Annotated in this window: 18 protein-coding genes; 15 read left to right on the top strand and 3 right to left on the bottom strand. The window is 62.8% G+C overall.

What is annotated here, in order from left to right; genetic code table 11:
* The first annotated feature begins 73 nt into the window (after positions 1–73).
* The 7 genes from ACN6NG_RS23390 (at position 74) to ispD (ending at position 7,710) form a co-directional block, all read left to right on the top strand.
* A complete protein-coding gene (locus tag ACN6NG_RS23390) occupies positions 74–1,021 on the top strand; it encodes an acetyl-CoA carboxylase carboxyltransferase subunit alpha (RefSeq protein WP_474316467.1) in 948 nt (315 codons plus the stop codon).
* 61 nt (positions 1,022–1,082) lie between these two features.
* The gene (gene tilS, locus ACN6NG_RS23385) at positions 1,083–2,366 is read left to right on the top strand and encodes a tRNA lysidine(34) synthetase TilS (protein WP_353457289.1); all 1,284 of its coding nucleotides are present in this window, start codon (positions 1,083–1,085) and stop codon (positions 2,364–2,366) included.
* A gap of 269 nt (positions 2,367–2,635) precedes the next feature.
* Positions 2,636–4,264, top strand: coding sequence for a CTP synthase (locus tag ACN6NG_RS23380; protein ID WP_019472202.1), 1,629 nt, complete (start codon positions 2,636–2,638; stop codon positions 4,262–4,264).
* Positions 4,265–4,267: 3 nt separating this feature from the next.
* Positions 4,268–5,113: a 3-deoxy-8-phosphooctulonate synthase gene (gene kdsA / locus ACN6NG_RS23375; RefSeq protein ID WP_016501152.1), complete on the top strand. Its 846-nt coding sequence runs from the start codon at positions 4,268–4,270 to the stop codon at positions 5,111–5,113.
* A gap of 154 nt (positions 5,114–5,267) precedes the next feature.
* Positions 5,268–6,557: a phosphopyruvate hydratase gene (eno, locus tag ACN6NG_RS23370; protein WP_019472204.1), complete on the top strand. Its 1,290-nt coding sequence runs from the start codon at positions 5,268–5,270 to the stop codon at positions 6,555–6,557.
* 167 nt (positions 6,558–6,724) lie between these two features.
* Positions 6,725–7,006 (top strand): cell division protein FtsB, encoded by a 282-nt coding sequence (gene ftsB, locus ACN6NG_RS23365; RefSeq protein ID WP_004375443.1) that lies wholly within the window; start codon positions 6,725–6,727, stop codon positions 7,004–7,006.
* Positions 7,003–7,710 carry a 2-C-methyl-D-erythritol 4-phosphate cytidylyltransferase gene (gene ispD, locus ACN6NG_RS23360; protein WP_063424686.1) on the top strand — a complete coding sequence of 236 codons (708 nt, stop codon included), beginning with the start codon at positions 7,003–7,005 and terminating at the stop codon, positions 7,708–7,710. The genes ftsB and ispD overlap by 4 nt, the downstream gene beginning before the upstream one ends.
* A gap of 134 nt (positions 7,711–7,844) precedes the next feature.
* Here ispD and ACN6NG_RS23355 read toward each other — a convergent pair whose 3' ends face one another.
* Entirely contained in the window at positions 7,845–8,741 is an 897-nt protein-coding gene (locus ACN6NG_RS23355) for a LysR substrate-binding domain-containing protein (RefSeq protein ID WP_023048356.1), read from the bottom strand.
* 107 nt (positions 8,742–8,848) lie between these two features.
* Between ACN6NG_RS23355 and ACN6NG_RS23350 the strand changes: the two genes are divergently transcribed.
* The 8 genes from ACN6NG_RS23350 to rpoS all read left to right on the top strand — a co-directional run bounded on the left by ACN6NG_RS23350 (position 8,849) and on the right by rpoS (position 16,155).
* Positions 8,849–9,961 (top strand): S-(hydroxymethyl)glutathione dehydrogenase/class III alcohol dehydrogenase, encoded by a 1,113-nt coding sequence (locus ACN6NG_RS23350; protein WP_016501148.1) that lies wholly within the window; start codon positions 8,849–8,851, stop codon positions 9,959–9,961.
* Between the two features lie 10 nt (positions 9,962–9,971).
* Positions 9,972–10,826, top strand: a complete 855-nt coding sequence (gene fghA / locus ACN6NG_RS23345; protein ID WP_063424688.1) for an S-formylglutathione hydrolase — start codon at positions 9,972–9,974, stop codon at positions 10,824–10,826.
* Between the two features lie 176 nt (positions 10,827–11,002).
* Positions 11,003–11,476, top strand: a complete 474-nt coding sequence (gene ispF / locus ACN6NG_RS23340) for a 2-C-methyl-D-erythritol 2,4-cyclodiphosphate synthase (RefSeq protein ID WP_063424690.1) — start codon at positions 11,003–11,005, stop codon at positions 11,474–11,476.
* The gene (truD, locus tag ACN6NG_RS23335) at positions 11,473–12,531 is read left to right on the top strand and encodes a tRNA pseudouridine(13) synthase TruD (protein WP_474316458.1); all 1,059 of its coding nucleotides are present in this window, start codon (positions 11,473–11,475) and stop codon (positions 12,529–12,531) included. The genes ispF and truD overlap by 4 nt, the downstream gene beginning before the upstream one ends.
* Entirely contained in the window at positions 12,519–13,268 is a 750-nt protein-coding gene (surE, locus tag ACN6NG_RS23330) for a 5'/3'-nucleotidase SurE (protein WP_016501144.1), read from the top strand. The genes truD and surE overlap by 13 nt, the downstream gene beginning before the upstream one ends.
* A gap of 35 nt (positions 13,269–13,303) precedes the next feature.
* On the top strand, positions 13,304–13,942 hold the full coding sequence (locus ACN6NG_RS23325; RefSeq protein WP_015269209.1) for a protein-L-isoaspartate(D-aspartate) O-methyltransferase: 639 nt from the start codon (positions 13,304–13,306) through the stop codon (positions 13,940–13,942).
* Between the two features lie 239 nt (positions 13,943–14,181).
* Positions 14,182–15,039: a peptidoglycan DD-metalloendopeptidase family protein gene (locus tag ACN6NG_RS23320; protein ID WP_474316619.1), complete on the top strand. Its 858-nt coding sequence runs from the start codon at positions 14,182–14,184 to the stop codon at positions 15,037–15,039.
* A 108-nt stretch (positions 15,040–15,147) separates the two neighbouring features.
* Positions 15,148–16,155: an RNA polymerase sigma factor RpoS gene (gene rpoS / locus ACN6NG_RS23315; RefSeq protein WP_009686059.1), complete on the top strand. Its 1,008-nt coding sequence runs from the start codon at positions 15,148–15,150 to the stop codon at positions 16,153–16,155.
* A gap of 628 nt (positions 16,156–16,783) precedes the next feature.
* On the opposite strand, the gene fdxA is transcribed toward rpoS, so the two are convergent.
* Together fdxA and mutS are read right to left on the bottom strand one after the other, a co-directional pair.
* Positions 16,784–17,107, bottom strand: coding sequence for a ferredoxin FdxA (gene fdxA, locus ACN6NG_RS23310; protein ID WP_012270863.1), 324 nt, complete (start codon positions 17,105–17,107; stop codon positions 16,784–16,786).
* A 140-nt stretch (positions 17,108–17,247) separates the two neighbouring features.
* Entirely contained in the window at positions 17,248–19,821 is a 2,574-nt protein-coding gene (mutS, locus tag ACN6NG_RS23305; RefSeq protein WP_016501142.1) for a DNA mismatch repair protein MutS, read from the bottom strand.
* Positions 19,822–20,003 lie beyond the last annotated feature (182 nt).

Raw genomic sequence — 20,003 nt, 5'->3', positions numbered from 1 at the left:
CTGATCCCTTAAGGTAGGGCGCCAAACGGATCAACCGGCCGGCCGCCTGGCCGTAGACCCAAGACGGATGACTATGAACCCGAATTTTCTCGATTTCGAACAGCCGATTGCCGACCTGCAAGCCAAGATCGAAGGCCTGCGCCTGGTAGGTAACGACAACTCGCTGAACATCAGCGATGAAATTGCCCGTCTGCAAGACAAGAGCAACACACTGACCGAAAGCATCTTCGGCAACCTGACCAGCTGGCAGATCGCCCGCCTGGCACGTCACCCGCGTCGTCCTTACACACTGGACTACCTGGAGCACATCTTCACCGAGTTCGAAGAGCTGCACGGTGACCGCAACTTCTCCGACGACGCCGCCATCGTCGGTGGTACCGCGCGCCTGGATGGCAAGCCGGTCATGGTCATCGGCCACCAGAAGGGCCGTGAAGTGCGCGAGAAGGTACGCCGCAACTTCGGTATGCCGCGCCCTGAAGGCTACCGCAAGGCTTGCCGCCTGATGGAAATGGCCGAGCGCTTCAAGATGCCGATCCTGACCTTCATCGACACCCCGGGTGCCTACCCGGGTATTGATGCCGAAGAGCGCAACCAGAGCGAGGCAATCGCCTGGAACCTGCGCGTGATGGCGCGCCTGAAAACCCCGATCATTGCTACCGTGATCGGTGAGGGTGGTTCTGGCGGTGCACTGGCCATCGGCGTGTGCGACCAGCTGAACATGCTGCAATACTCCACCTACTCGGTGATCTCGCCGGAAGGCTGCGCGTCGATCCTGTGGAAGACTGCCGACAAGGCGGCCGATGCCGCTGAGGCCATGGGCATCACTGCCGAGCGCCTGAAGAGCCTGAACATCGTCGACAAGGTCATCCAGGAGCCGTTGGGCGGCGCCCATCGTGACCCGGTGAAAGTGTCGGAAAGCATCCGTGCTGACCTGATCGAACAGCTGGACATGCTCGGCAAGTTCGATAACGACGCGCTGCTGGCTCGCCGTTACGAGCGCCTGATGAGCTACGGCCTCTGACATACCGCCGGGGCCGCTCTGTGGCCCATTCGCCGGCAATCTCAAGCCATGTGAGGCCCTCATGATCACCCTCACCCCCTGGCTGCAAGCCCCCACCTGGTGCATAGCCTTCTCCGGTGGCCTCGACTCCACCGTGCTCCTGCACCTGCTGGCCACTCACGCCCGCAACCTCGCTTCCCCCCCGCTGCGCGCCATCCATATCCACCACGGCCTGCAAGCCGCGGCCGACGCCTGGCCTGCCCACTGCCAAGCCATCTGCGACAACCTTGGCATCGAACTTCAGGTCATTCACGTCCAGGTCACTCCCGGCGCCAGCCTCGAACAGGGGGCCCGCGACGCTCGCTATGCCGCTTTCAAACAGTCCCTCGGCCCTGGCGACATTCTGTTCACCGGGCAGCACCGCGATGACCAGGCCGAAACCCTGTTGTTCCGCCTGTTGCGCGGCGCCGGGTTGCGTGGCCTGGCGGCGATGCCCGGGCAGCGGGCGCTAGGGCAGGGCACCCTGGTCAGGCCGTTGCTGGGTCGTTCACGCCAGCAACTGCATGACTATGCCAAGGCGAACGGGCTTGCCTGGATTGAAGACCCGTCAAACACCGACACACAATTTGCCCGCAACTACCTGCGCGGCGAAGTGTTCCCGCAGTTGCAACAACGTTGGCCACAGGCCAGCCAGAATCTCGCGCGCGCCGCAGAGCACCTGGGTGAAGCCCTGGGCCTGCTGGATGAACTGGCCCAGGGCGACCTGGCGCCTGCGCAGGAGGGGTCGTCCGTCGCCTGGTCGGGCCTGGACTCCCTTGGCCTGGCCACGCTCATGGCGCTGTCGCCAGCCCGTCAGCGCAATGCCTTGCAATACTGGCTGAGCCGGCGCACCCGTTTGCCCGACACCCGGCATTGGGCCGGCTGGGCAGACCTGCGCGATGCTGCCGCCGATGCCCGGCCGGTCTGGCAGCTTGCCGATGGGCAGTTGCTGCGCAGCGATGGCCGCATCTGGTGGCTGAGCGGCGACTGGCTGCAACAGCCTGTCGGAGAAATGGCCTGGCCGAATTCAACGTTGCCCCTGGTACTGCCAGGTAACGGCAGGGTGCGTCTTGATGTCGCCGTGCCAATGGCTGGTCTGCGCATTGCCTACCGCCAGGGCGGCGAAATGCTGGAGGTTCCCGGCCGCGGCCGGCGCGATCTCAAGCGTCTGCTCAATGAGCGGCGGGTGCCGTATTTCCTGCGTCCGCGCCTGCCGTTGCTGTATCAGGGTGAGCACCTGCTGGCGGTGGCCAACCTGCCCGGGCTGGTGCAGGCGGATTGCCAGCTGCAGTGGCAGTTGCCGACGAGCGCGCAAGGTTTGAGATGAAGGGTACATTCCGGTAGACTACCCTCCCTTCTTGATACAACTTCTGTGGCTTCCGCGAAAACACAGGGGTTGCCGGTTACCAAGCAGTTTTTTGCTGGGCTGATTCTGAAAATGACGAGCGAGCTCCATGCCGGGGATACCCCTGGTCTGTACAGACGCGACAGTTTTTCGAGATGCACTGTGACTGACGCAGGTGATCGGGGGCTTCGGCCTTCCTTCGCTTTCTCCGGCGGCGCTGGCCGCCTTAACGCAGACTTCTAGGGTTTTTCATGACGCGCTACATATTCGTCACGGGCGGTGTTGTTTCTTCATTGGGGAAAGGCATTGCCTCGGCTTCCCTGGCGGCCATCCTGGAAGCGCGGGGCCTGAAGGTCACCATGCTCAAGCTGGATCCGTACATCAACGTCGATCCGGGCACCATGAGCCCGTTCCAGCACGGTGAAGTGTTCGTCACCCACGATGGCGCCGAGACTGACCTCGACCTGGGCCACTACGAGCGGTTCATCCGCACCACCATGACCCAGAACAACAACTTCACCACTGGTCGCATTTACGAGCACGTGCTGCGTAAAGAGCGTCGTGGTGACTACCTGGGCGCGACCATCCAGGTCATCCCGCACATCACCGACGAGATCAAGCGTCGCATCATCAAGGGTGCCGGCGATGCCGACGTGGCCCTGGTGGAAATCGGCGGTACCGTCGGCGACATCGAGTCGCAGCCGTTCCTCGAAGCCATCCGCCAGTTGCGTTTCGAAGTCGGCGCCAAGCGCGCGATGCTGATGCACCTGACGCTGGTTCCGTACATCGCCACTGCTGGCGAGACCAAGACCAAGCCGACCCAGCACTCGGTCAAGGAGCTGCGCTCCATCGGCCTGCAGCCTGACGTGCTGGTATGCCGCTCCGATCACCCGATCGACAGCTCGTCGCGCCGCAAGATCGCCCAGTTCACCAACGTTGAAGAGCGTGCGGTGATTGCGCTGGAAGACGCCGATACCATCTACAAGATCCCGGGCATCCTGCATGCTCAGGGCCTGGATGACTTCGTCACCGAGCGCTTCGGCCTGCAGTGCAACAGCGCCGACCTGTCCGAGTGGGACAAAGTGGTCGACGCCAAGCTCAACCCAGAGCACGAAGTGACCATCGCCATGGTCGGCAAGTACATGGAGCTGCTGGATGCGTACAAATCGCTGATCGAAGCGATGAGCCACGCCGGCATCACCAACCGCACCAAGGTCAACCTGCGCTACATCGATTCGGAAGACATCGAGAACCAGGGCACCAGCCTGCTCGAAGGCGCCGACGCCATTCTGGTGCCGGGCGGTTTCGGCCTGCGCGGCGTGGAAGGCAAGATCACTGCGGTGCAATACGCCCGTGAGAACAAGGTACCGTACCTGGGTATCTGCCTGGGCATGCAGGTGGCCGTGATCGAGTTCGCCCGTAACGTGATGGGCTGGAAAGACGCCAACTCCACCGAATTCGACCGCAACAGCGGCCACCCGGTAGTCGGCCTGATCACCGAGTGGGCTGATGCCACCGGTGCCGTCGAGACCCGTACCGAGGCTTCCGACCTGGGTGGCACCATGCGCCTGGGCGCACAGGACTGCCAGCTGGCCGCCGGCTCCAAGGTGCACGACTGCTACAACAAGGACGTGATCACCGAGCGTCACCGTCACCGCTACGAAGTGAACAACAACCTGCTGCCGCAACTGGTCGATGCCGGCCTGGTGGTTTCCGGTCGTTCCGAAGACGGCGCGCTGGTGGAAGTGGTCGAGTCCAAGGACCACCCATGGTTCGTCGCCTGCCAGTTCCACCCGGAATTCACCTCCACCCCGCGTGACGGCCACCCGCTGTTCAGTGGTTTCGTCAAGGCAGCCCTGGCTCAGAAGAACAAGGCCTGATCAATGACCCAGAAGATCATTCGCGTCGGTAACATCGAGATCGCCAACGACAAGCCGTTCGTCCTGTTCGGCGGCATGAACGTCCTGGAATCCCGTGACCTGGCAATGAAGGTCTGCGAAGAGTACGTGCGGGTGACCGAGAAGCTCGGTATCCCGTACGTGTTCAAGGCCAGCTTCGACAAGGCCAACCGTTCGTCGGTGACGTCCTACCGTGGTCCGGGCATGGAAGAAGGGCTGAAGATCTTCGAAGAGATCAAGCGCACCTTCAACGTGCCGGTGATCACCGACGTGCACGAGCCTTACCAGGCCGAGCCCGTCGCCAAGGTGTGCGACATCATCCAGCTGCCGGCCTTCCTGTCGCGGCAGACCGACCTGGTGGTGGCCATGGCCAAGACCGGCGCGGTGATCAACATCAAGAAGGCCCAGTTCCTCGCACCCCAGGAAATGAAACACATCCTGGCCAAGTGCGCTGAGGCCGGTAACGACCAGTTGATCCTCTGCGAGCGTGGTTCGAGCTTCGGCTACAACAACCTTGTAGTGGACATGCTCGGCTTCGGCATCATGAAGCAGTTCGAGTACCCGGTGTTCTTCGACGTGACCCACGCCCTGCAGATGCCGGGTGGTCGCAGCGATTCCGCCGGTGGCCGCCGCGCCCAGGTCACCGACCTGGCCAAGGCCGGCATGAGCCAGGGCCTGGCCGGCCTGTTCCTCGAAGCCCACCCCGACCCGGACAACGCCAAATGCGATGGCCCATGCGCCCTGCGCCTGGACAAACTGGAGCCATTCCTGGCCCAGCTCAAGCAACTGGACGACCTGGTGAAAAGTTTTCCGACGGTAGAAACCGCGTAAAGCTCATTTCTCGGGTAAAGTACCGCCCGATCCACCCCTGACCAATCGGTCAGGGGCTCCCTTCACCCGGCCTGCCCACTGCAAAGTCCGCCTGGTGAACGGCAAGAATTTCTTAAGCTAGGTTGTTTTCGTCAATTCTGGAGTGCTTACAACAATGGCAAAAATCGTCGACATCAAAGGTCGTGAAGTTCTCGATTCGCGTGGCAACCCCACCGTGGAAGCCGATGTACTGCTCGACAACGGCATCATCGGCAGCGCTTGCGCGCCGTCCGGTGCTTCCACCGGCTCGCGCGAAGCGCTGGAGCTGCGTGATGGCGACAAGAGCCGTTACCTGGGCAAGGGCGTGCTGAAAGCCGTCGGCAACATCAACGGCCCGATCCGTGACCTGCTGCTGGGCAAGGACCCTTCCGACCAGAAGGCCCTGGACCGCGCCATGATCGAACTGGACGGTACCGAGAACAAGGCCAAGCTGGGCGCCAACGCCATCCTGGCTGTTTCCCTGGCTGCCGCCAAGGCCGCTGCCCAGGACCAGGACCTGCCGCTGTACGCGCACATCGCCAACCTGAACGGCACCCCGGGCCAGTACTCGATGCCGGTTCCGATGATGAACATCATCAACGGTGGCGAGCACGCCGACAACAACGTCGACATCCAGGAGTTCATGGTTCAGCCGGTTGGCGCCAAGACCTTCTCCGACGGCCTGCGCATGGGTACCGAAATCTTCCACCACCTCAAAGCCGTGCTGAAGGCCCGTGGCCTGAACACCGCCGTGGGTGACGAAGGTGGTTTCGCGCCTAACCTGGCTTCCAACGAAGACGCCCTGGCTGCCATCGCCGAAGCGGTCGAAAAAGCCGGCTACAAGCTGGGCACCGACGTGACCCTGGCACTGGACTGCGCGGCTTCCGAATTCTACGAAGACGGCAAGTACAACCTGTCCGGCGAAGGCAAGTCGTTCGACGCCGAAGGCTTCGCCGAGTACCTGAAAGGCCTGACCGAGCGCTTCCCGATCATCTCGATCGAAGACGGCCTGGACGAGTCCGACTGGGCTGGCTGGAAGATCCTCACCGACAAGATCGGCGAGAAGGTACAGCTGGTTGGCGACGACCTGTTCGTGACCAACACCAAGATCCTCAAGGAAGGCATCGAGAAGGGCATCGGTAACTCGATCCTGATCAAGTTCAACCAGATCGGCTCGCTGACCGAAACCCTGGAAGCCATCCAGATGGCCAAGGCTGCCGGCTACACCGCGGTGATCTCGCACCGTTCCGGTGAAACCGAAGACTCGACCATTGCCGACCTGGCCGTGGGTACTGCTGCCGGCCAGATCAAGACCGGTTCGCTGTGCCGTTCCGACCGCGTTTCCAAGTACAACCAACTGCTGCGCATCGAAGAGCAACTGGGTGCCAAAGCGGTTTACCGTGGTCGTGCCGAGTTTCGCGGCTAAGCAAGAGATGGTAAAAAGACAGCAGCCGGAGCTGTAGGACGTTCGTACTGAACGTTACTTCGTTCCAACGGGTTTCTGTCTACGAAGCCTGGCCTCGGCCAGGCTTCGTGCTATTTGAGACCCCGAAATGCATAGTGTGCGGCGGTCTTTTTAACCTGGATACCTAGATGCGCAGTCCTTATTGGTTGTTCCTCGTCCTGCTCCTGCTGCTGGGTGGCCTGCAGTACCGCCTGTGGGTGGGTAATGGCAGCCTGGCGCAAGTGACCGAGCTGAAGCAGCAGATTGCCGAGCAGCATGCCGAAAACGAGCGGCTGCTGGAGCGTAACCGTGTGCTCGATGCCGAAGTGCTGGAGCTGAAAAAAGGCATGGAGACCGTTGAAGAGCGGGCTCGCCACGAATTGGGAATGGTCAAAGAGGGCGAAACCCTCTTCCAGTTGCCACAGAAATGATCGATACCTTGCCGGCCTTCTGGGCCGTGATTCCTGCTGCGGGCGTTGGTGCCCGCATGGCTGCCGACCGCCCCAAGCAATACCTGGAGCTGGCCGGGCAGACCCTTCTCGAGCACAGCCTCGACTGTTTTCTTGGCCACCCGGGGCTTAACGGCGTGGTGGTCAGCATTGCTGAAGATGACCCGTTCTGGCCCACCCTGCGTTGCGCCAGCGACTCGCGCATCCAGCGCGCAGCGGGCGGGCGTGAGCGCGCCGATTCGGTGCTTAATGCGTTGCTGTTGCTGCATGCCCAGGGGGCCTCGGACAGCGACTGGGTGCTGGTGCACGATGCCGCGCGGCCGAACCTTGCGCGCAGCGACCTGGACAAGTTGTTGTCGGAACTGGCAAGCGACCCGGTGGGTGGCCTGCTGGCCGTGCCTGCCCGCGACACCCTCAAGCGTGCGGACAGCAATGGGCGGGTGAGCGCCACCGTGGACCGCAGCACTATCTGGCAGGCTTACACCCCGCAGATGTTCCGCCTTGGGGCGTTGCACCGGGCGCTGGCCGAGTGCCTCGTGTCGGACGTGGTGGTGACCGATGAGGCCTCTGCCATCGAATGGTCCGGCCATGCGCCGCGGCTGGTGGAAGGGCGCAGTGACAACATCAAGGTCACCCGCCCCGAAGACCTGGAATGGTTGCGCCAGCGCTGGGCGGGCAGGCGCTGAAATCGCCGGGTCCGCCTCGCGGCCCAATCGCCGGCAAGCCAGCTCCCACAGTATCTCCACAGACCTGAGGGAATCGCGGTTACTGTGGGAGCTGGCTTGCCGGCGATTGGGCCGCGAAGCGGACCCCTTTGCAATCAGATCCCGCGATATTCCGGCAACCCCGCCAACCCTTCCTTCAGGTAATCCACCAGCCGCCGCACCTTCGGCGACAGGTGCCGCTGCTGCGGATACAGCGCCCACACTGCCGTATTTGGCGGCTGGTGCGCCTCCAGCAAGGACACCAGCGCACCACTGTTCAGGTGCTCCAGCACGTAGTAATCCGGCAACTGGCACAACCCGATCCCTTGCAGCGCTGCGTCCAGCACTGCCTGGCCACTGTTGCAGCGCCAGTTGCCCTGTATCCGCTGGCTGATCTCGCGGCCGTCCTGTTGCAATGCCCACAAGTCCGAACTGCCCACCAGGCAATTGTGCCGCGCCAGTTCCGACAGGCTGTGCGGCCGGCCATAACGTTCCAGGTAGGCCGGCGAGGCGCACAGGTACATGCGCCGCGGCGCCAGGCGCGTGGCCACCAGCCGGGAATCGGCCAGGCGGCCCAGGCGGATGGCCAGGTCCATGCCCTCATGCAGCAAGTCGAGGGTGTGGTTGCTCAGTTCCACATCCACCCGCAACTGCGGGTATAGCGCCATGAACCGTGTTACCAGCGGCACGATGAAGCGCTCGCCGTAGGCGACCGCGCAGGTCATGCGCAGCAACCCTTTGGGTTCGCTGGCCAGGTCACCCATGGCGCGCAGGGCTTCCTCGCGGCCATCCTGCAGGCGCTGGCAATGCTGCAGAAAAGTCTGCCCGGCCTCGCTCAGGGTGACCCGGCGGGTGCTGCGGTACAGCAGGCGCGTCTGCAGGCGCTCCTCCAGTCGCGCGATCTGGCGGCTGATGTGCGACGACGAAACCCCCAGGCGTTCGGCTGCTGCCGTGAACTGGCCCGATTCGGCCACGGCGACGAACTCATCGATGCCTTCCCAGCGGCTACTCATGGATTGTCCCTGTGTGGCAATAATGTTTTGTCTTTGGCCGGATTATTCATCAAAAGGCGGTGAATTACACTGTGAGTCTGAATCGACCCTCTGTCTGGAGACCTTTGATGATCAAGTCCCGTGCTGCCGTAGCCTTCGAAGCCAAGAAACCCCTGGAAATCGTCGAAGTCGACGTGGCCATGCCCAAGGCCGGTGAAGTGCTGCTGCGTGTGGTCGCCAGTGGTGTCTGCCACACCGATGCCTACACCTTGTCCGGTGCCGACCCGGAAGGCATCTTCCCGTCGATCCTCGGCCATGAAGGCGGCGCGATCGTCGAAGCGGTGGGCGAGGGCGTGACCTCGGTGGCCGTGGGCGACCACGTGATCCCGCTGTACACCCCGGAATGCGGCAAGTGCAAGTTCTGCCTCTCGGGCAAGACCAACCTGTGCCAGGCCATCCGCGCTACCCAGGGCAAGGGCCTGATGCCGGACGGCACCACGCGCTTCTCGTACAAGGGCCAGCAGCTGTTCCACTACATGGGCACCTCGACCTTCTCCGAGTACACCGTGCTGCCGGAGATCTCCGTGGCCAAGATCCAGAAAGAAGCACCACTGGAAAAGGTCTGCCTGCTGGGCTGTGGCGTCACCACCGGTATCGGCGCGGTGCTCAACACCGCCAAGGTCAAACCCGGTGACACCGTGGCCATCTTCGGCCTGGGCGGCATCGGCCTGTCGGCAGTGATCGGTGCGGTCAAGGCCAAGGCCTCGCGCATCATTGCCGTCGACATCAACCCGGCCAAGTTCGAGATCGCCCGCCAACTGGGTGCCACCGACTGCATCAACCCGAAAGAATACGACCGCCCGATCCAGGAAGTGATCGTCGACCTCACCGACGGCGGGGTGGACTTCTCCTTCGAGTGCATTGGTAACGTGCAACTGATGCGCGCTGCCCTGGAATGCTGCCACAAGGGTTGGGGCGAGTCGGTCATCATCGGCGTAGCCGGTGCCGGGCAGGAAATCGCCACCCGTCCGTTCCAGCTGGTCACCGGCCGCGTCTGGCGTGGTTCGGCGTTTGGCGGCGTGCGTGGCCGCAGCGAGCTGCCAAGCTACGTGGAAATGTCTGAAAAAGGCGAGATTCCGCTGGATACCTTCATCACCCATACCATGGGCCTGGAGGACATCAACAAAGCCTTTGACCTGATGCATGAAGGCAAGAGCATCCGCAGCGTGATCCACTTCTGAGAGGCGTGCCATGAGCCTGGATAACATCTCCTGCCAGAAGAGCTTCGGCGGCTGGCACAAGCGTTACCGGCATCACTCCAAGGTGCTGGGCTGCGACATGGTGTTTGCCGTGTACCTGCCACCGCAGGCCGAGCAGGGCGAGAAGCTGCCGGTGCTGTACTGGCTTAGCGGCCTTACCTGCACCGACGAGAACTTCATGCAGAAGGCCGGCGCCCAGCGCATGGCTGCGGAGCTTGGGCTGATCATCGTGGCCCCCGACACCAGCCCGCGTGGCGAGCAGGTGCCGGGCGACCCGGACGGCGCGTGGGACTTCGGCCTGGGGGCCGGCTTCTACCTCAACGCCACCCAGCAACCCTGGGCCCAGCACTACCGCATGCACGACTATGTGGTGGAGGAGTTGCCGGCGCTGATCGAGGCGCACTTCCCGGCGTCGGGCGAGCGTAGCATCAGCGGCCACTCCATGGGTGGGCACGGCGCGCTGGTGTGCGCCTTGCGCAACCCGGGGCGCTACCGCTCGGTGTCGGCGTTTTCGCCGATCAGCAACCCGATGGATTGCCCGTGGGGCGAGAAGGCCTTCAGCCGCTACCTGGGTGAAGACCGGGCGCGCTGGCGCGAGTGGGATGCCAGCGTGTTGCTGGCCGAAACCCCTGCTGGCCAATGCCCGCCGTTGCTGGTCGATCAGGGCGACCGTGACGACTTCCTCGAAAAGCAGCTCAAGCCTGAAGCGCTGGAGCAGGCGGCACGCAAAGGGGGGCATGAAATGACCCTGCGTTTGCAGCCGGGCTACGACCATAGCTACTACTTCATTGCCACCTTCATCGAGGATCACCTGCGCCATCATGCGGTGGCACTTAAGCGGGTGTAAGGCGTAGCTGGGGTGTTTGCCTCATCGCCGGCAAGCCAGCTCCCACAGGTACTGTGCATGGCTTGAGGGCCAGGTGGGCCAGGTGGGAGCTGGCTTGCCGGCCATGGGCTGCGAAGCAGCCCCAATGCTTCAAAAGCAGGTAGAATCACGCCCTGACTCATTCAGGGCGTTTTTCTATGCGTATTGGCCATGGCTACGATGTGCACCGTTTCTGCGACGGTGATTTCATTACCCTGGGCGGGGTGCGTATCCCCCACAAATACGGCCTGCTGGCCCATTCCGACGGCGACGTGCTGCTGCACGCCCTGAGCGATGCCTTGCTGGGCGCCGCGGCGCTGGGCGATATCGGCAAGCACTTCCCCGACACCGACCCACAATTCAAGGGTGCCGACAGCCGCGTGCTGCTACGTCATGTAGTCGGCATCGTCAAGGCCAAGGGCTGGAAGGTCGGCAATATCGACGCCACCATCGTCGCCCAGGCGCCGAAGATGGCCCCGCACATCGAGACCATGCGCCAGCTCATCGCCGAAGACCTGCAGGTCGAACTCGACCAGGTCAACGTCAAGGCCACCACCACTGAAAAGCTGGGCTTCACCGGCCGTGAGGAGGGGATTGCCGTGCATTCGGTCGCCCTGCTGCTGCCGGCATGACCGAACTGGAACTGCTGGGCCCGCGCGCATCGGGCGAACCCTTGGGCACTGCCGTCCTCAAGGCGGTGGCTGAAGACTTCCAGGTCGATGAAGTGCTGGGCATTCCGCTTTCCGGCCAAGGCGAGCACCTGTGGCTGTGGGTCGAAAAGCGTGACCTGAACACCGAAGAGGCTGCCCGCCGCCTGGCGCGCGCCGCAGGCGTGCCGGTGCGTTCGATCAGCTACGCGGGGCTCAAGGACCGTCAGGCCCTGACCCGCCAGTGGTTCAGCCTACACCTGCCGGGCAAGGCCGACCCGGACCTGTCGCGCGCTGAAGATGCCAGCCTGCGCGTGCTCAAGCAGGTGCGCCACCAGCGCAAGCTGCAGCGTGGCGCGCATTCGGCCAACGGCTTCACCCTGCGCCTGACGGCCCTAACTGCCGACCACCAGGCTGTGGATGCCCGCCTGGCACAGCTCAAGCAGCACGGTGTGCCCAACTATTTCGGCACCCAGCGCTTCGGTCACGGCGGGGGCAACGTCCATGACGCGCTCGACTGGGCCGCCCGCAAAGCATTACCCGAGCAGCGCAACGTGCGTTCGCGGCTGCTTTCGGCCGGGCGCAGCTACCTGTTCAACCAGGTGCTGGCGGCACGTGTCGCCGAAGGTCGCTGGGCGCAGGCCCAGGTCGGCGACCTGCTGGCGTTCACCGACAGCCGTAGCTTCTTCCCGGCTGGCGAGGCGGAATGCGCCGACCCACGCCTGGCGATTCTCGACCTGCACCCGACCGGCCCGATGTGGGGTGAGGGCGACTCGCCTGCAAGCGGCCCCACCGCGCAGCTGGAAAATGCCGTCGGCGCACGGCAGCCGGCACTTTGCCAGTGGTTGGCGCAGGCGGGCATGGATCACGAACGGCGTATTTTGCGGCTCCCTATTGGCGGCCTGACATGGCATTATCCCGAGCCTGATATCCTGCAACTGGAATTCGTCCTGCCGGCCGGATGCTTCGCCACCGTAGTGGTGCGCGAAGTCTTGGATCTGGTGTCGGCAGGGCAGACGGACAGCCCATGCGTATTCTGATTTCGAACGACGACGGTGTTACCGCACCCGGCCTCGCCGCGCTGCACGCTGCGCTGGCGGATTATGCCGAGTGCGCGGTGATCGCCCCGGATCAAGACAAGAGCGGCGCCAGCAGTTCACTGACGCTGGACCGGCCACTGCACCCGCAGACCCTGGCCAACGGCTTCATCAGCCTCAACGGCACACCGACCGACTGTGTGCACCTGGGGCTCAATGGGCTGTTGCCGCAGGTGCCGGACATGGTCGTGTCGGGGATCAACCTTGGTGCCAACCTGGGTGATGACGTCTTGTACTCCGGTACGGTCGCCGCTGCGTTGGAAGGCCGCTTCCTGGGCACCACATCGCTGGCGTTTTCGCTGTTGTCGCGTCAGCCCGACAACCTGCCGACGGCGGCCTACATCGCCCGTCGCCTGGTCGAGGCACAGTCGCGTCTGGTGCTGCCGCCACGCACTGTCCTCAACGTCAATATCCCCAACCTGCCGCTGGAGCACATCCGTGGCATCCAGCTCACCCGCCTCGGTCACCGGGCGCGGGCGGCGGCACCGACCAAGGTGGTCAACCCGCGCGGCAAGGAAGGCTACTGGATCGCAGTGGCCGGTGATGCCGAAGATGGCGGCCCTGGCACCGACTTCCATGCAGTGATGCAAGGCTTCGTCTCGATCACGCCGCTGCAGCTTGACCGTACCTTCAATGATGCCTTCGAGCAGCTCGACGGTTGGCTGGAGGGCGTGCTCTGATGCGCGAGGACGATATGCTGCGGCGTGGCATCGGCATGACCTCCCAGCGTACCCGGGAGCGTCTGATCCAGCGCCTGTGCGAAGAGGGTGTGTCGAACACCAAGGTGCTCGACGTGATCCGGCGTACTCCGCGTCACCTGTTCGTCGACGAGGCACTCGCGCATCGTGCATACGAAGACACCGCGTTGCCGATCGGCCACAACCAGACCATCTCCCAGCCCTTCATGGTTGCCCACATGAGCGAGCTTCTGCTCGAGGCCGGTCCGTTGGACAAGGTGCTGGAGATCGGCACTGGTTCGGGTTACCAGACGGCGATCCTTGCCCAACTGGTGGAGCGGGTATTCTCGGTTGAGCGTATCAAGGTGCTACAGGACCGGGCCAAAGAGCGCCTGGTGGAGCTGAACCTGCGCAATGTGGTATTTCGCTGGGGTGATGGTTGCGAAGGCTGGCCGGCGCTGGCGCCGTACAACGGCATCATCGTCACGGCAGTGGCGCCGGAAGTGCCGCAGGCACTGCTTGACCAACTGGCACCTGGTGGCCGCATGGTGATCCCGGTGGGGCCGGCCGGCGAAACCCAGCAACTGATGCTGATCGTGCGCGAGGAGCATGGATTCTCCCGCCGAGTGCTGGGGGCAGTGCGCTTCGTACCGCTGCTCAATGGCCCGCTGGCCTGAGCACTGCGTCGAGCCGGGCGCTGGCGGTGTGAGCTGCGCGGTATTTTTGCGCCGGCGGCGAATTCTTGCAGCTTCGCCCTGTCTATCTGGCGGAGCGAAGCGCTAGCACGCAGCGCACACCGTGGCTTTGCTACAGCCTTTTGCATCAGCCTGCCATTACTGGCCGGCTTGGTTATAATTGCAACAATATTGCATTTCTTGTCTTCATATCGTATTTCGGCACCATGAGGGGAGCGCGGGTGGGTCACACAGTCATTCGGCAGCGCAAGGATGGGTCGGGTTTCAAGCTTCTGGTGATTGCACTGGCCATGGGCACGCTACTGGTGGGTTGCTCGAGCACCAGTAACACCAGCGCGCGAGTGGTCGACCGCAACAACAGCGTGCCCAAGCGCCCGGCGGTAACGTCCGGGCAGTACGTCGTCAAGCCGGGTGACACGCTGTTCTCCATCGCCTTCCGCTACGGCTGGGACTACAAGGAGCTGGCTGCGCGCAACGGCATCGCGGCGCCTTATACCATCCGCCCGGGCCAGGCGATTCGTTTCAGCAGTGGTTCGAGCAGCAGTACCACGGTGGTGACCAACCCGTCCTCGTCGAGCCGCACCACGGTCACGCGGCGGCCTGTGGGCAGCACTGCCACGGTGCCTGCCAGCACCGGCAAACCGGCTACGCCGGCACCCTCCACCAGCTCGCCAGTGGTTGCCACCGTGCCCGCTGCGGAGCGCGCGGTAGGCGGCTGGACCTGGCCTGCCAACGGCGTGCTGATTGGAAAATTTGCTTCAAACGGTAGTTTGAATAAAGGCATTGATATCGCCGGTGATTTGGGACAGCCTGTTTTTGCTGCGTCTGATGGTGCGGTGGTTTACGCCGGGAGTGGTTTGAGGGGCTACGGCGAGCTGATCATCATCAAACACAGCGATACCTACGTCAGTGCCTACGGTCATAACCGCAGGCTGTTGGTTCGGGAGGGGCAGCAGGTCAAGGCAGGGCAGTCGATTGCTGAAATGGGGTCTACGGGCACAGATCGGGTGAAGCTGCATTTTGAGATTCGCCGCCAGGGCAAACCCGTCGATCCACTCCAGTTCCTGCCACGCCGTTGATCGTTGTACCCGGCCTGTTCCTGTGATGTAGAGGGGACAGGCTCCAGCGCTGCCAGGGATCAAGGTGCCGCTCGAGTCTGAGTTCGAACTCAGCAAAGGACTATAACAATGGCTCTCAGTAAAGAAGTGCCGGAGTTTGACATCGACGATGACGTCCTCCTCATGGAGACGGGCATCGTTTTGGAAACGGATGTGGTGTCAGACGAACCTGCTGTATCTTCGGTTCGGACGAGGGCCAAGTCGGGCTCTTCGCTCAAGCAACACAAGTACATCGATTACACCCGGGCGCTGGATGCCACCCAGTTGTATCTCAACGAGATCGGCTTCTCGCCGCTGCTTTCGCCGGAAGAAGAAGTGCACTTTGCGCGCCTGTCGCAGAAGGGCGACCCCGCTGGCCGCAAGCGCATGATCGAAAGCAACCTGCGCCTGGTTGTAAAAATTGCCCGTCGTTACGTGAACCGCGGCCTGTCGCTGCTCGACCTGATCGAGGAGGGCAACCTGGGGCTGATCCGTGCGGTCGAGAAGTTCGACCCGGAGCGTGGTTTCCGTTTCTCGACCTATGCGACCTGGTGGATTCGCCAGACCATCGAACGGGCGATCATGAACCAGACCCGCACCATCCGCCTCCCCATCCACGTGGTGAAGGAACTGAACGTCTACTTGCGCGCCGCACGCGAGCTGACCCAGAAACTCGACCACGAACCCTCCCCGGAAGAAATCGCCACGCTGCTGGAGAAGCCGGTCGCCGAGGTCAAGCGCATGCTGGGCCTGAACGAGCGGGTGTCTTCCGTGGACGTGTCGCTTGGCCCGGATTCGGACAAGACCCTGCTCGATACCCTGACCGACGACCGCCCCACCGACCCGTGCGAACTGCTGCAAGATGACGACCTGTCGCAGAGCATCGACCAGTGGCTGGGCGAGCTGACTGACAAACAGCGGGAAGTGGTAGTGCGTCGCTTTGGCCTGCGTGGGCATGAGAGCAGCACCCTGGAGGACGTAGGCCTGGAGATTGGCTTGACCCGGGAACGGGTACGGCAGATCCAGGTAGAGGGGCTCAAGCGCTTGCGAGAGATCCTTGAGAAGAACGGCCTGTCCAGCGAGTCGCTGTTCCAGTAGCGAAGGCCTGTCACACAAAACGCCCCGATGACCTCGGGGCGTTTTTGTGTGTGTCATTTGAGAATGTCGGGGGCGCTGCGCGCCCCATTCGCAGCACAAGGCTGCTCCTACAAGAGACCGTGATTGCCTGCATGATCGCGTATCCCTGTAGGAGCAGCCTTGTGCTGCGAATGGGCTGCAAAGCAGCCCCCAAAATCTGCCGGGTAAAACAGATATCTAATGTGTACTGCGCTACCCCAGTAACATTGCGTGTAAGCCTTTTCTTACTTGTTTTGTAAGCTATCTATGCAAGTCGCAGTAAATCATTGTCGTTTTCAGCCCCGGTATTTTTACAACCCATTGAAAAGCATGGCTTATTCGGCTGTGAGGAAATGTGTCCCCTGTAATACCTTGTGAGGTCTCGCGCTTGCCCGCCCGGCTGAACCCGCTAGTATTCGAACTGTGCACAGGGACATGCACAGGCATTCAGGACGAAGGCCAAGGACATCGCAAGAAGCGATTTCATCAGGAAGATGTTTGGGACAAGCAGGGACTACGGAAAAAAATGTGGGCGGGTCAAACCGCCCCTTTTTTTGTCTGCAGAAAAACAAAAAAGGCCCCGAGGGGCCTTTTTCGTGTCCGGGCGCTATCAGCGCTCCAGGTCTGCAATCTTGCCAGTCTTGCCGTCCCACTCTTCAGCGTCAGGCAGGGCATCCTTGCGCTCGGTGATGTTTGGCCAGACTTCCGCCAGTTCGGCGTTCAGCTCGATGAAGTTCTCCATCCCGGCAGGGATTTCGTCTTCCGAGAAGATGGCTTGCGCCGGGCATTCCGGTTCGCACAGCGCGCAATCGATGCACTCGTCCGGGTGAATGACCAGGAAGTTCGGGCCTTCGTAGAAGCAGTCCACCGGACAGACTTCCACGCAGTCGGTGTATTTGCATTTGATGCAGTTGTCGGTGACGACGAAGGTCATTTCTAGTTCTCTCCTCAGGCGACGGCGGCGGCCCTTCCTCTCAGGGCCGCGCGGTTTACAGGTATGTGGCTGCAGGCCAGGCTAATAACCTGCAGCACCAGCAAACCGCGGCGGATTCTACCAGCTTGTAGTGGGCGCCGTTATAACAGGTTCTTTAGTTGATATAGCATTTCGATAGCTTGGCGCGGGGTCATGTCGTCCAGCTGCAGCTTGCCCAGCTTCTCGATGGCCGGGTGTGGCAGGCTGGCGAACAGATCGCTCTGGTGCGGTACTTGTGGCACATCCCTGGCCTTTTCGGCCGGGGCGTGTTCATGCGGCAGGCTGGTGGTTTCCAGGCGCGCCAGGTGTTCGCGAGCACGCTGGATCACGACCCCCGGCACGCCGGCCAGTTGTGCCACGGCCAAGCCGTAGCTCTGGCTGGCAGGGCCAGGCAGTACATGGTGCAGGAACACGATGCGCTCGTTGTGCTCGGTTGCATTCAGGTGCACGTTGGCCACCAGCGGCTCATTCTCCGGCAGCACGGTGAGCTCGAAGTAGTGGGTGGCGAACAGGGTATAGGCGCGCAACTGGGCCAGGCGCTCGGCGGCAGCCCATGCCAGCGACAGGCCGTCGAACGTACTGGTGCCGCGGCCCACTTCGTCCATCAGCACCAGGCTGCGGTCGGTCGCGTTGTGCAGGATGTTGGCGGTTTCGCTCATCTCGACCATGAAGGTCGAGCGCCCGCCGGCCAGGTCGTCGCTGGAGCCGATGCGGGTGAAGATGCGGTCGACCAGCGACAGTTCGCAGCTGGCCGCCGGCACGAAGCTGCCAATGTGCGCCAGCAGCACGATCAGGGCGGTCTGGCGCATGTAGGTGGATTTACCGCCCATGTTCGGGCCGGTGATGATCAGCATGCGCGTGCTGTTGTCCAGGCCCAGGTCGTTGGCCACGAACGGGGTGGTCAGTACCTGCTCCACGACCGGGTGGCGGCCTTGCTCGATACGCAGGCACGGCTCGTCGACGAAGCGCGGGCAGTTCAGGTCGAGGTTCAGCGCACGTTCGGCCAGGTTGCTGAGCACATCCAGTTCGGCCAGGGCGGCGGCGCTGTCTTGCAGCGGCGCCAGGTGGCTGATCAGGGTTTCCAGCAGGGCGTCGTAGAGCATCTTCTCACGGGCCAGGGCGCGGCTCTTGGCCGACAGCGCCTTGTCCTCGAATACTTTCAGCTCGGGGGTGATGAAGCGCTCGGCGCCCTTGAGGGTCTGACGGCGGATGTAGTCGCCCGGCGCCTGCTCGGCCTGCTTGGTCGGCAGCTCGATGAAGTAGCCGTGCACGCGGTTGTAGCCGACCTTCAGGTTGGCAAGGCCGGTGCGGGCCTTTTCACGGGTTTCCAGGTCGATCAGGAACTGGCCGGCGTTCTCGCTGATCGCCAGCAGCTCGTCCAGCTCGTTGTCATAGCCGGTCTTGAGTACGCCGCCGTCGCGGATCACCGCTGGCGGGTTGTCGATGATCGCCCGCTCCAGCAGGCTGGCCAGCTCCGGGTAGGTGCCGGTAATGGCCGCCAGGCGCGCAAGGTGCGGCGCCTCCAGCTCGCTCATGGCATTCTGCAGTTCTGGCAAGGCACCCAATGCATCGCGCAGGCGCGCCAGGTCGCGAGGGCGGGCATTGCGCAGGCCGATTCGGGCGAGGATCCGCTCGATGTCGCCAATTTCCTTCAGCTGCGGCTGCAGCTTCTCGAAGCTGTAGCTGTCGAGCAGGCAGCGGATCGAGTCCTGGCGTGCCTGCAATACCTTGAGGTCGCGCAACGGGCGGTTCAGCCACCGGCTCAGCAAGCGGCTGGCCATGGCAGTCTGGCAGCGGTCGACCACCGATTGCAGGGTGTTGTCACGCCCGCCCGCCAGGTTGACGTCCAGCTCCAGGTTGCGACGGCTGGCGCCATCGAGGATGACCGTGTCGTCCAGGCGTTCGTGGCGCAGGCTGCGCAGGTGCGGCAGGGCGGTGCGCTGGGTTTCCTTGGCGTAGGTCAGCAGGCAGCCGGCGGCGCCGATGGCCAGGGTCAGCTTGTCACAGCCAAAGCCCTTGAGGTCCTTGGTCGCGAACTGCTGGCACAGGGCCTTGCGCGCCGAATCGCGGTCGAAGTCCCACGGCGCACGGCGGCGGGCGCCCGGGCGTTTTTCGGCGGGCAGGTCGCGTGGCCAGTCGTCAGGGATCAGCAGCTCGACCGGGTTGAGGCGCTCAAGCTCGGCCAGCAGGTTCTCCCAGCCTTTGATTTCCTGCACGCTGAAATTGCCGCTGGTGATGTCCAGCACGGCCAGGCCGAACAGGCGTTCGTCACCGAGCAGCGCGGCAATCAGGTTGTCGCGACGCTCGTCCAGCAGCGCCTCGTCGCTGACCGTGCCTGGGGTGATGATGCGCACCACCTGGCGCTCCACCGGGCCCTTGCTGGTGGCCGGGTCGCCAATCTGTTCGCAGATCACCACCGATTCGCCCAGCTTGACCAGCTTGGCCAGGTAGCCTTCCAGCGAATGGAACGGAATCCCGCACATGGGGATGGACTGGCCGGCCGACTGACCGCGCGCGGTCAAGGTGATGTCCAGCAGTTTCGCGGCCTTCTTCGCATCTTCGTAGAAGATTTCGTAGAAGTCGCCCATGCGGTAGAACATCAGCTGGTCCGGGTGCTGGTTCTTCAGCTTCCAGTACTGCTGCATCATTGGGGTGTGTGCGGAAAGATCGGAAATTGCTTTATTCATCAAAGGCTTAGAAAGTAGGTCTCAACATTGTGGGGCAAATTGGGGCGTTCCGTGTTGCGTGCGCGGCGCCGAGACCCACCTGATTTTTCAAGCCGCATAGGGTACCACGGCAACCGCACGGGCAGTACCTGCACGTCCTGGCCAGGATTGAAGTGAGGGCATATTGACAG

Source organism: Pseudomonas sp. TSO6, assembly GCF_056098905.1.
This window is presented reverse-complemented; position numbering and strand designations above follow the sequence as displayed.

What these genes read in the sequence shown, in the direction of transcription:
- ACN6NG_RS23390 (WP_474316467.1), top strand. Translation starts at nt 74, where the DNA reads ATGAACCCGAATTTTCTCGATTTCGAACAGCCGATTGCCGACCTGCAA.
- tilS (WP_353457289.1), top strand. Translation starts at nt 1,083, where the DNA reads ATGATCACCCTCACCCCCTGGCTGCAAGCCCCCACCTGGTGCATAGCC.
- ACN6NG_RS23380 (WP_019472202.1), top strand. Translation starts at nt 2,636, where the DNA reads ATGACGCGCTACATATTCGTCACGGGCGGTGTTGTTTCTTCATTGGGG.
- kdsA (WP_016501152.1), top strand. Translation starts at nt 4,268, where the DNA reads ATGACCCAGAAGATCATTCGCGTCGGTAACATCGAGATCGCCAACGAC.
- eno (WP_019472204.1), top strand. Translation starts at nt 5,268, where the DNA reads ATGGCAAAAATCGTCGACATCAAAGGTCGTGAAGTTCTCGATTCGCGT.
- ftsB (WP_004375443.1), top strand. Translation starts at nt 6,725, where the DNA reads ATGCGCAGTCCTTATTGGTTGTTCCTCGTCCTGCTCCTGCTGCTGGGT.
- ispD (WP_063424686.1), top strand. Translation starts at nt 7,003, where the DNA reads ATGATCGATACCTTGCCGGCCTTCTGGGCCGTGATTCCTGCTGCGGGC.
- ACN6NG_RS23355 (WP_023048356.1), bottom strand. Translation starts at nt 8,741, where the DNA reads ATGAGTAGCCGCTGGGAAGGCATCGATGAGTTCGTCGCCGTGGCCGAA.
- ACN6NG_RS23350 (WP_016501148.1), top strand. Translation starts at nt 8,849, where the DNA reads ATGATCAAGTCCCGTGCTGCCGTAGCCTTCGAAGCCAAGAAACCCCTG.
- fghA (WP_063424688.1), top strand. Translation starts at nt 9,972, where the DNA reads ATGAGCCTGGATAACATCTCCTGCCAGAAGAGCTTCGGCGGCTGGCAC.
- ispF (WP_063424690.1), top strand. Translation starts at nt 11,003, where the DNA reads ATGCGTATTGGCCATGGCTACGATGTGCACCGTTTCTGCGACGGTGAT.
- truD (WP_474316458.1), top strand. Translation starts at nt 11,473, where the DNA reads ATGACCGAACTGGAACTGCTGGGCCCGCGCGCATCGGGCGAACCCTTG.
- surE (WP_016501144.1), top strand. Translation starts at nt 12,519, where the DNA reads ATGCGTATTCTGATTTCGAACGACGACGGTGTTACCGCACCCGGCCTC.
- ACN6NG_RS23325 (WP_015269209.1), top strand. Translation starts at nt 13,304, where the DNA reads ATGACCTCCCAGCGTACCCGGGAGCGTCTGATCCAGCGCCTGTGCGAA.
- rpoS (WP_009686059.1), top strand. Translation starts at nt 15,148, where the DNA reads ATGGCTCTCAGTAAAGAAGTGCCGGAGTTTGACATCGACGATGACGTC.
- fdxA (WP_012270863.1), bottom strand. Translation starts at nt 17,107, where the DNA reads ATGACCTTCGTCGTCACCGACAACTGCATCAAATGCAAATACACCGAC.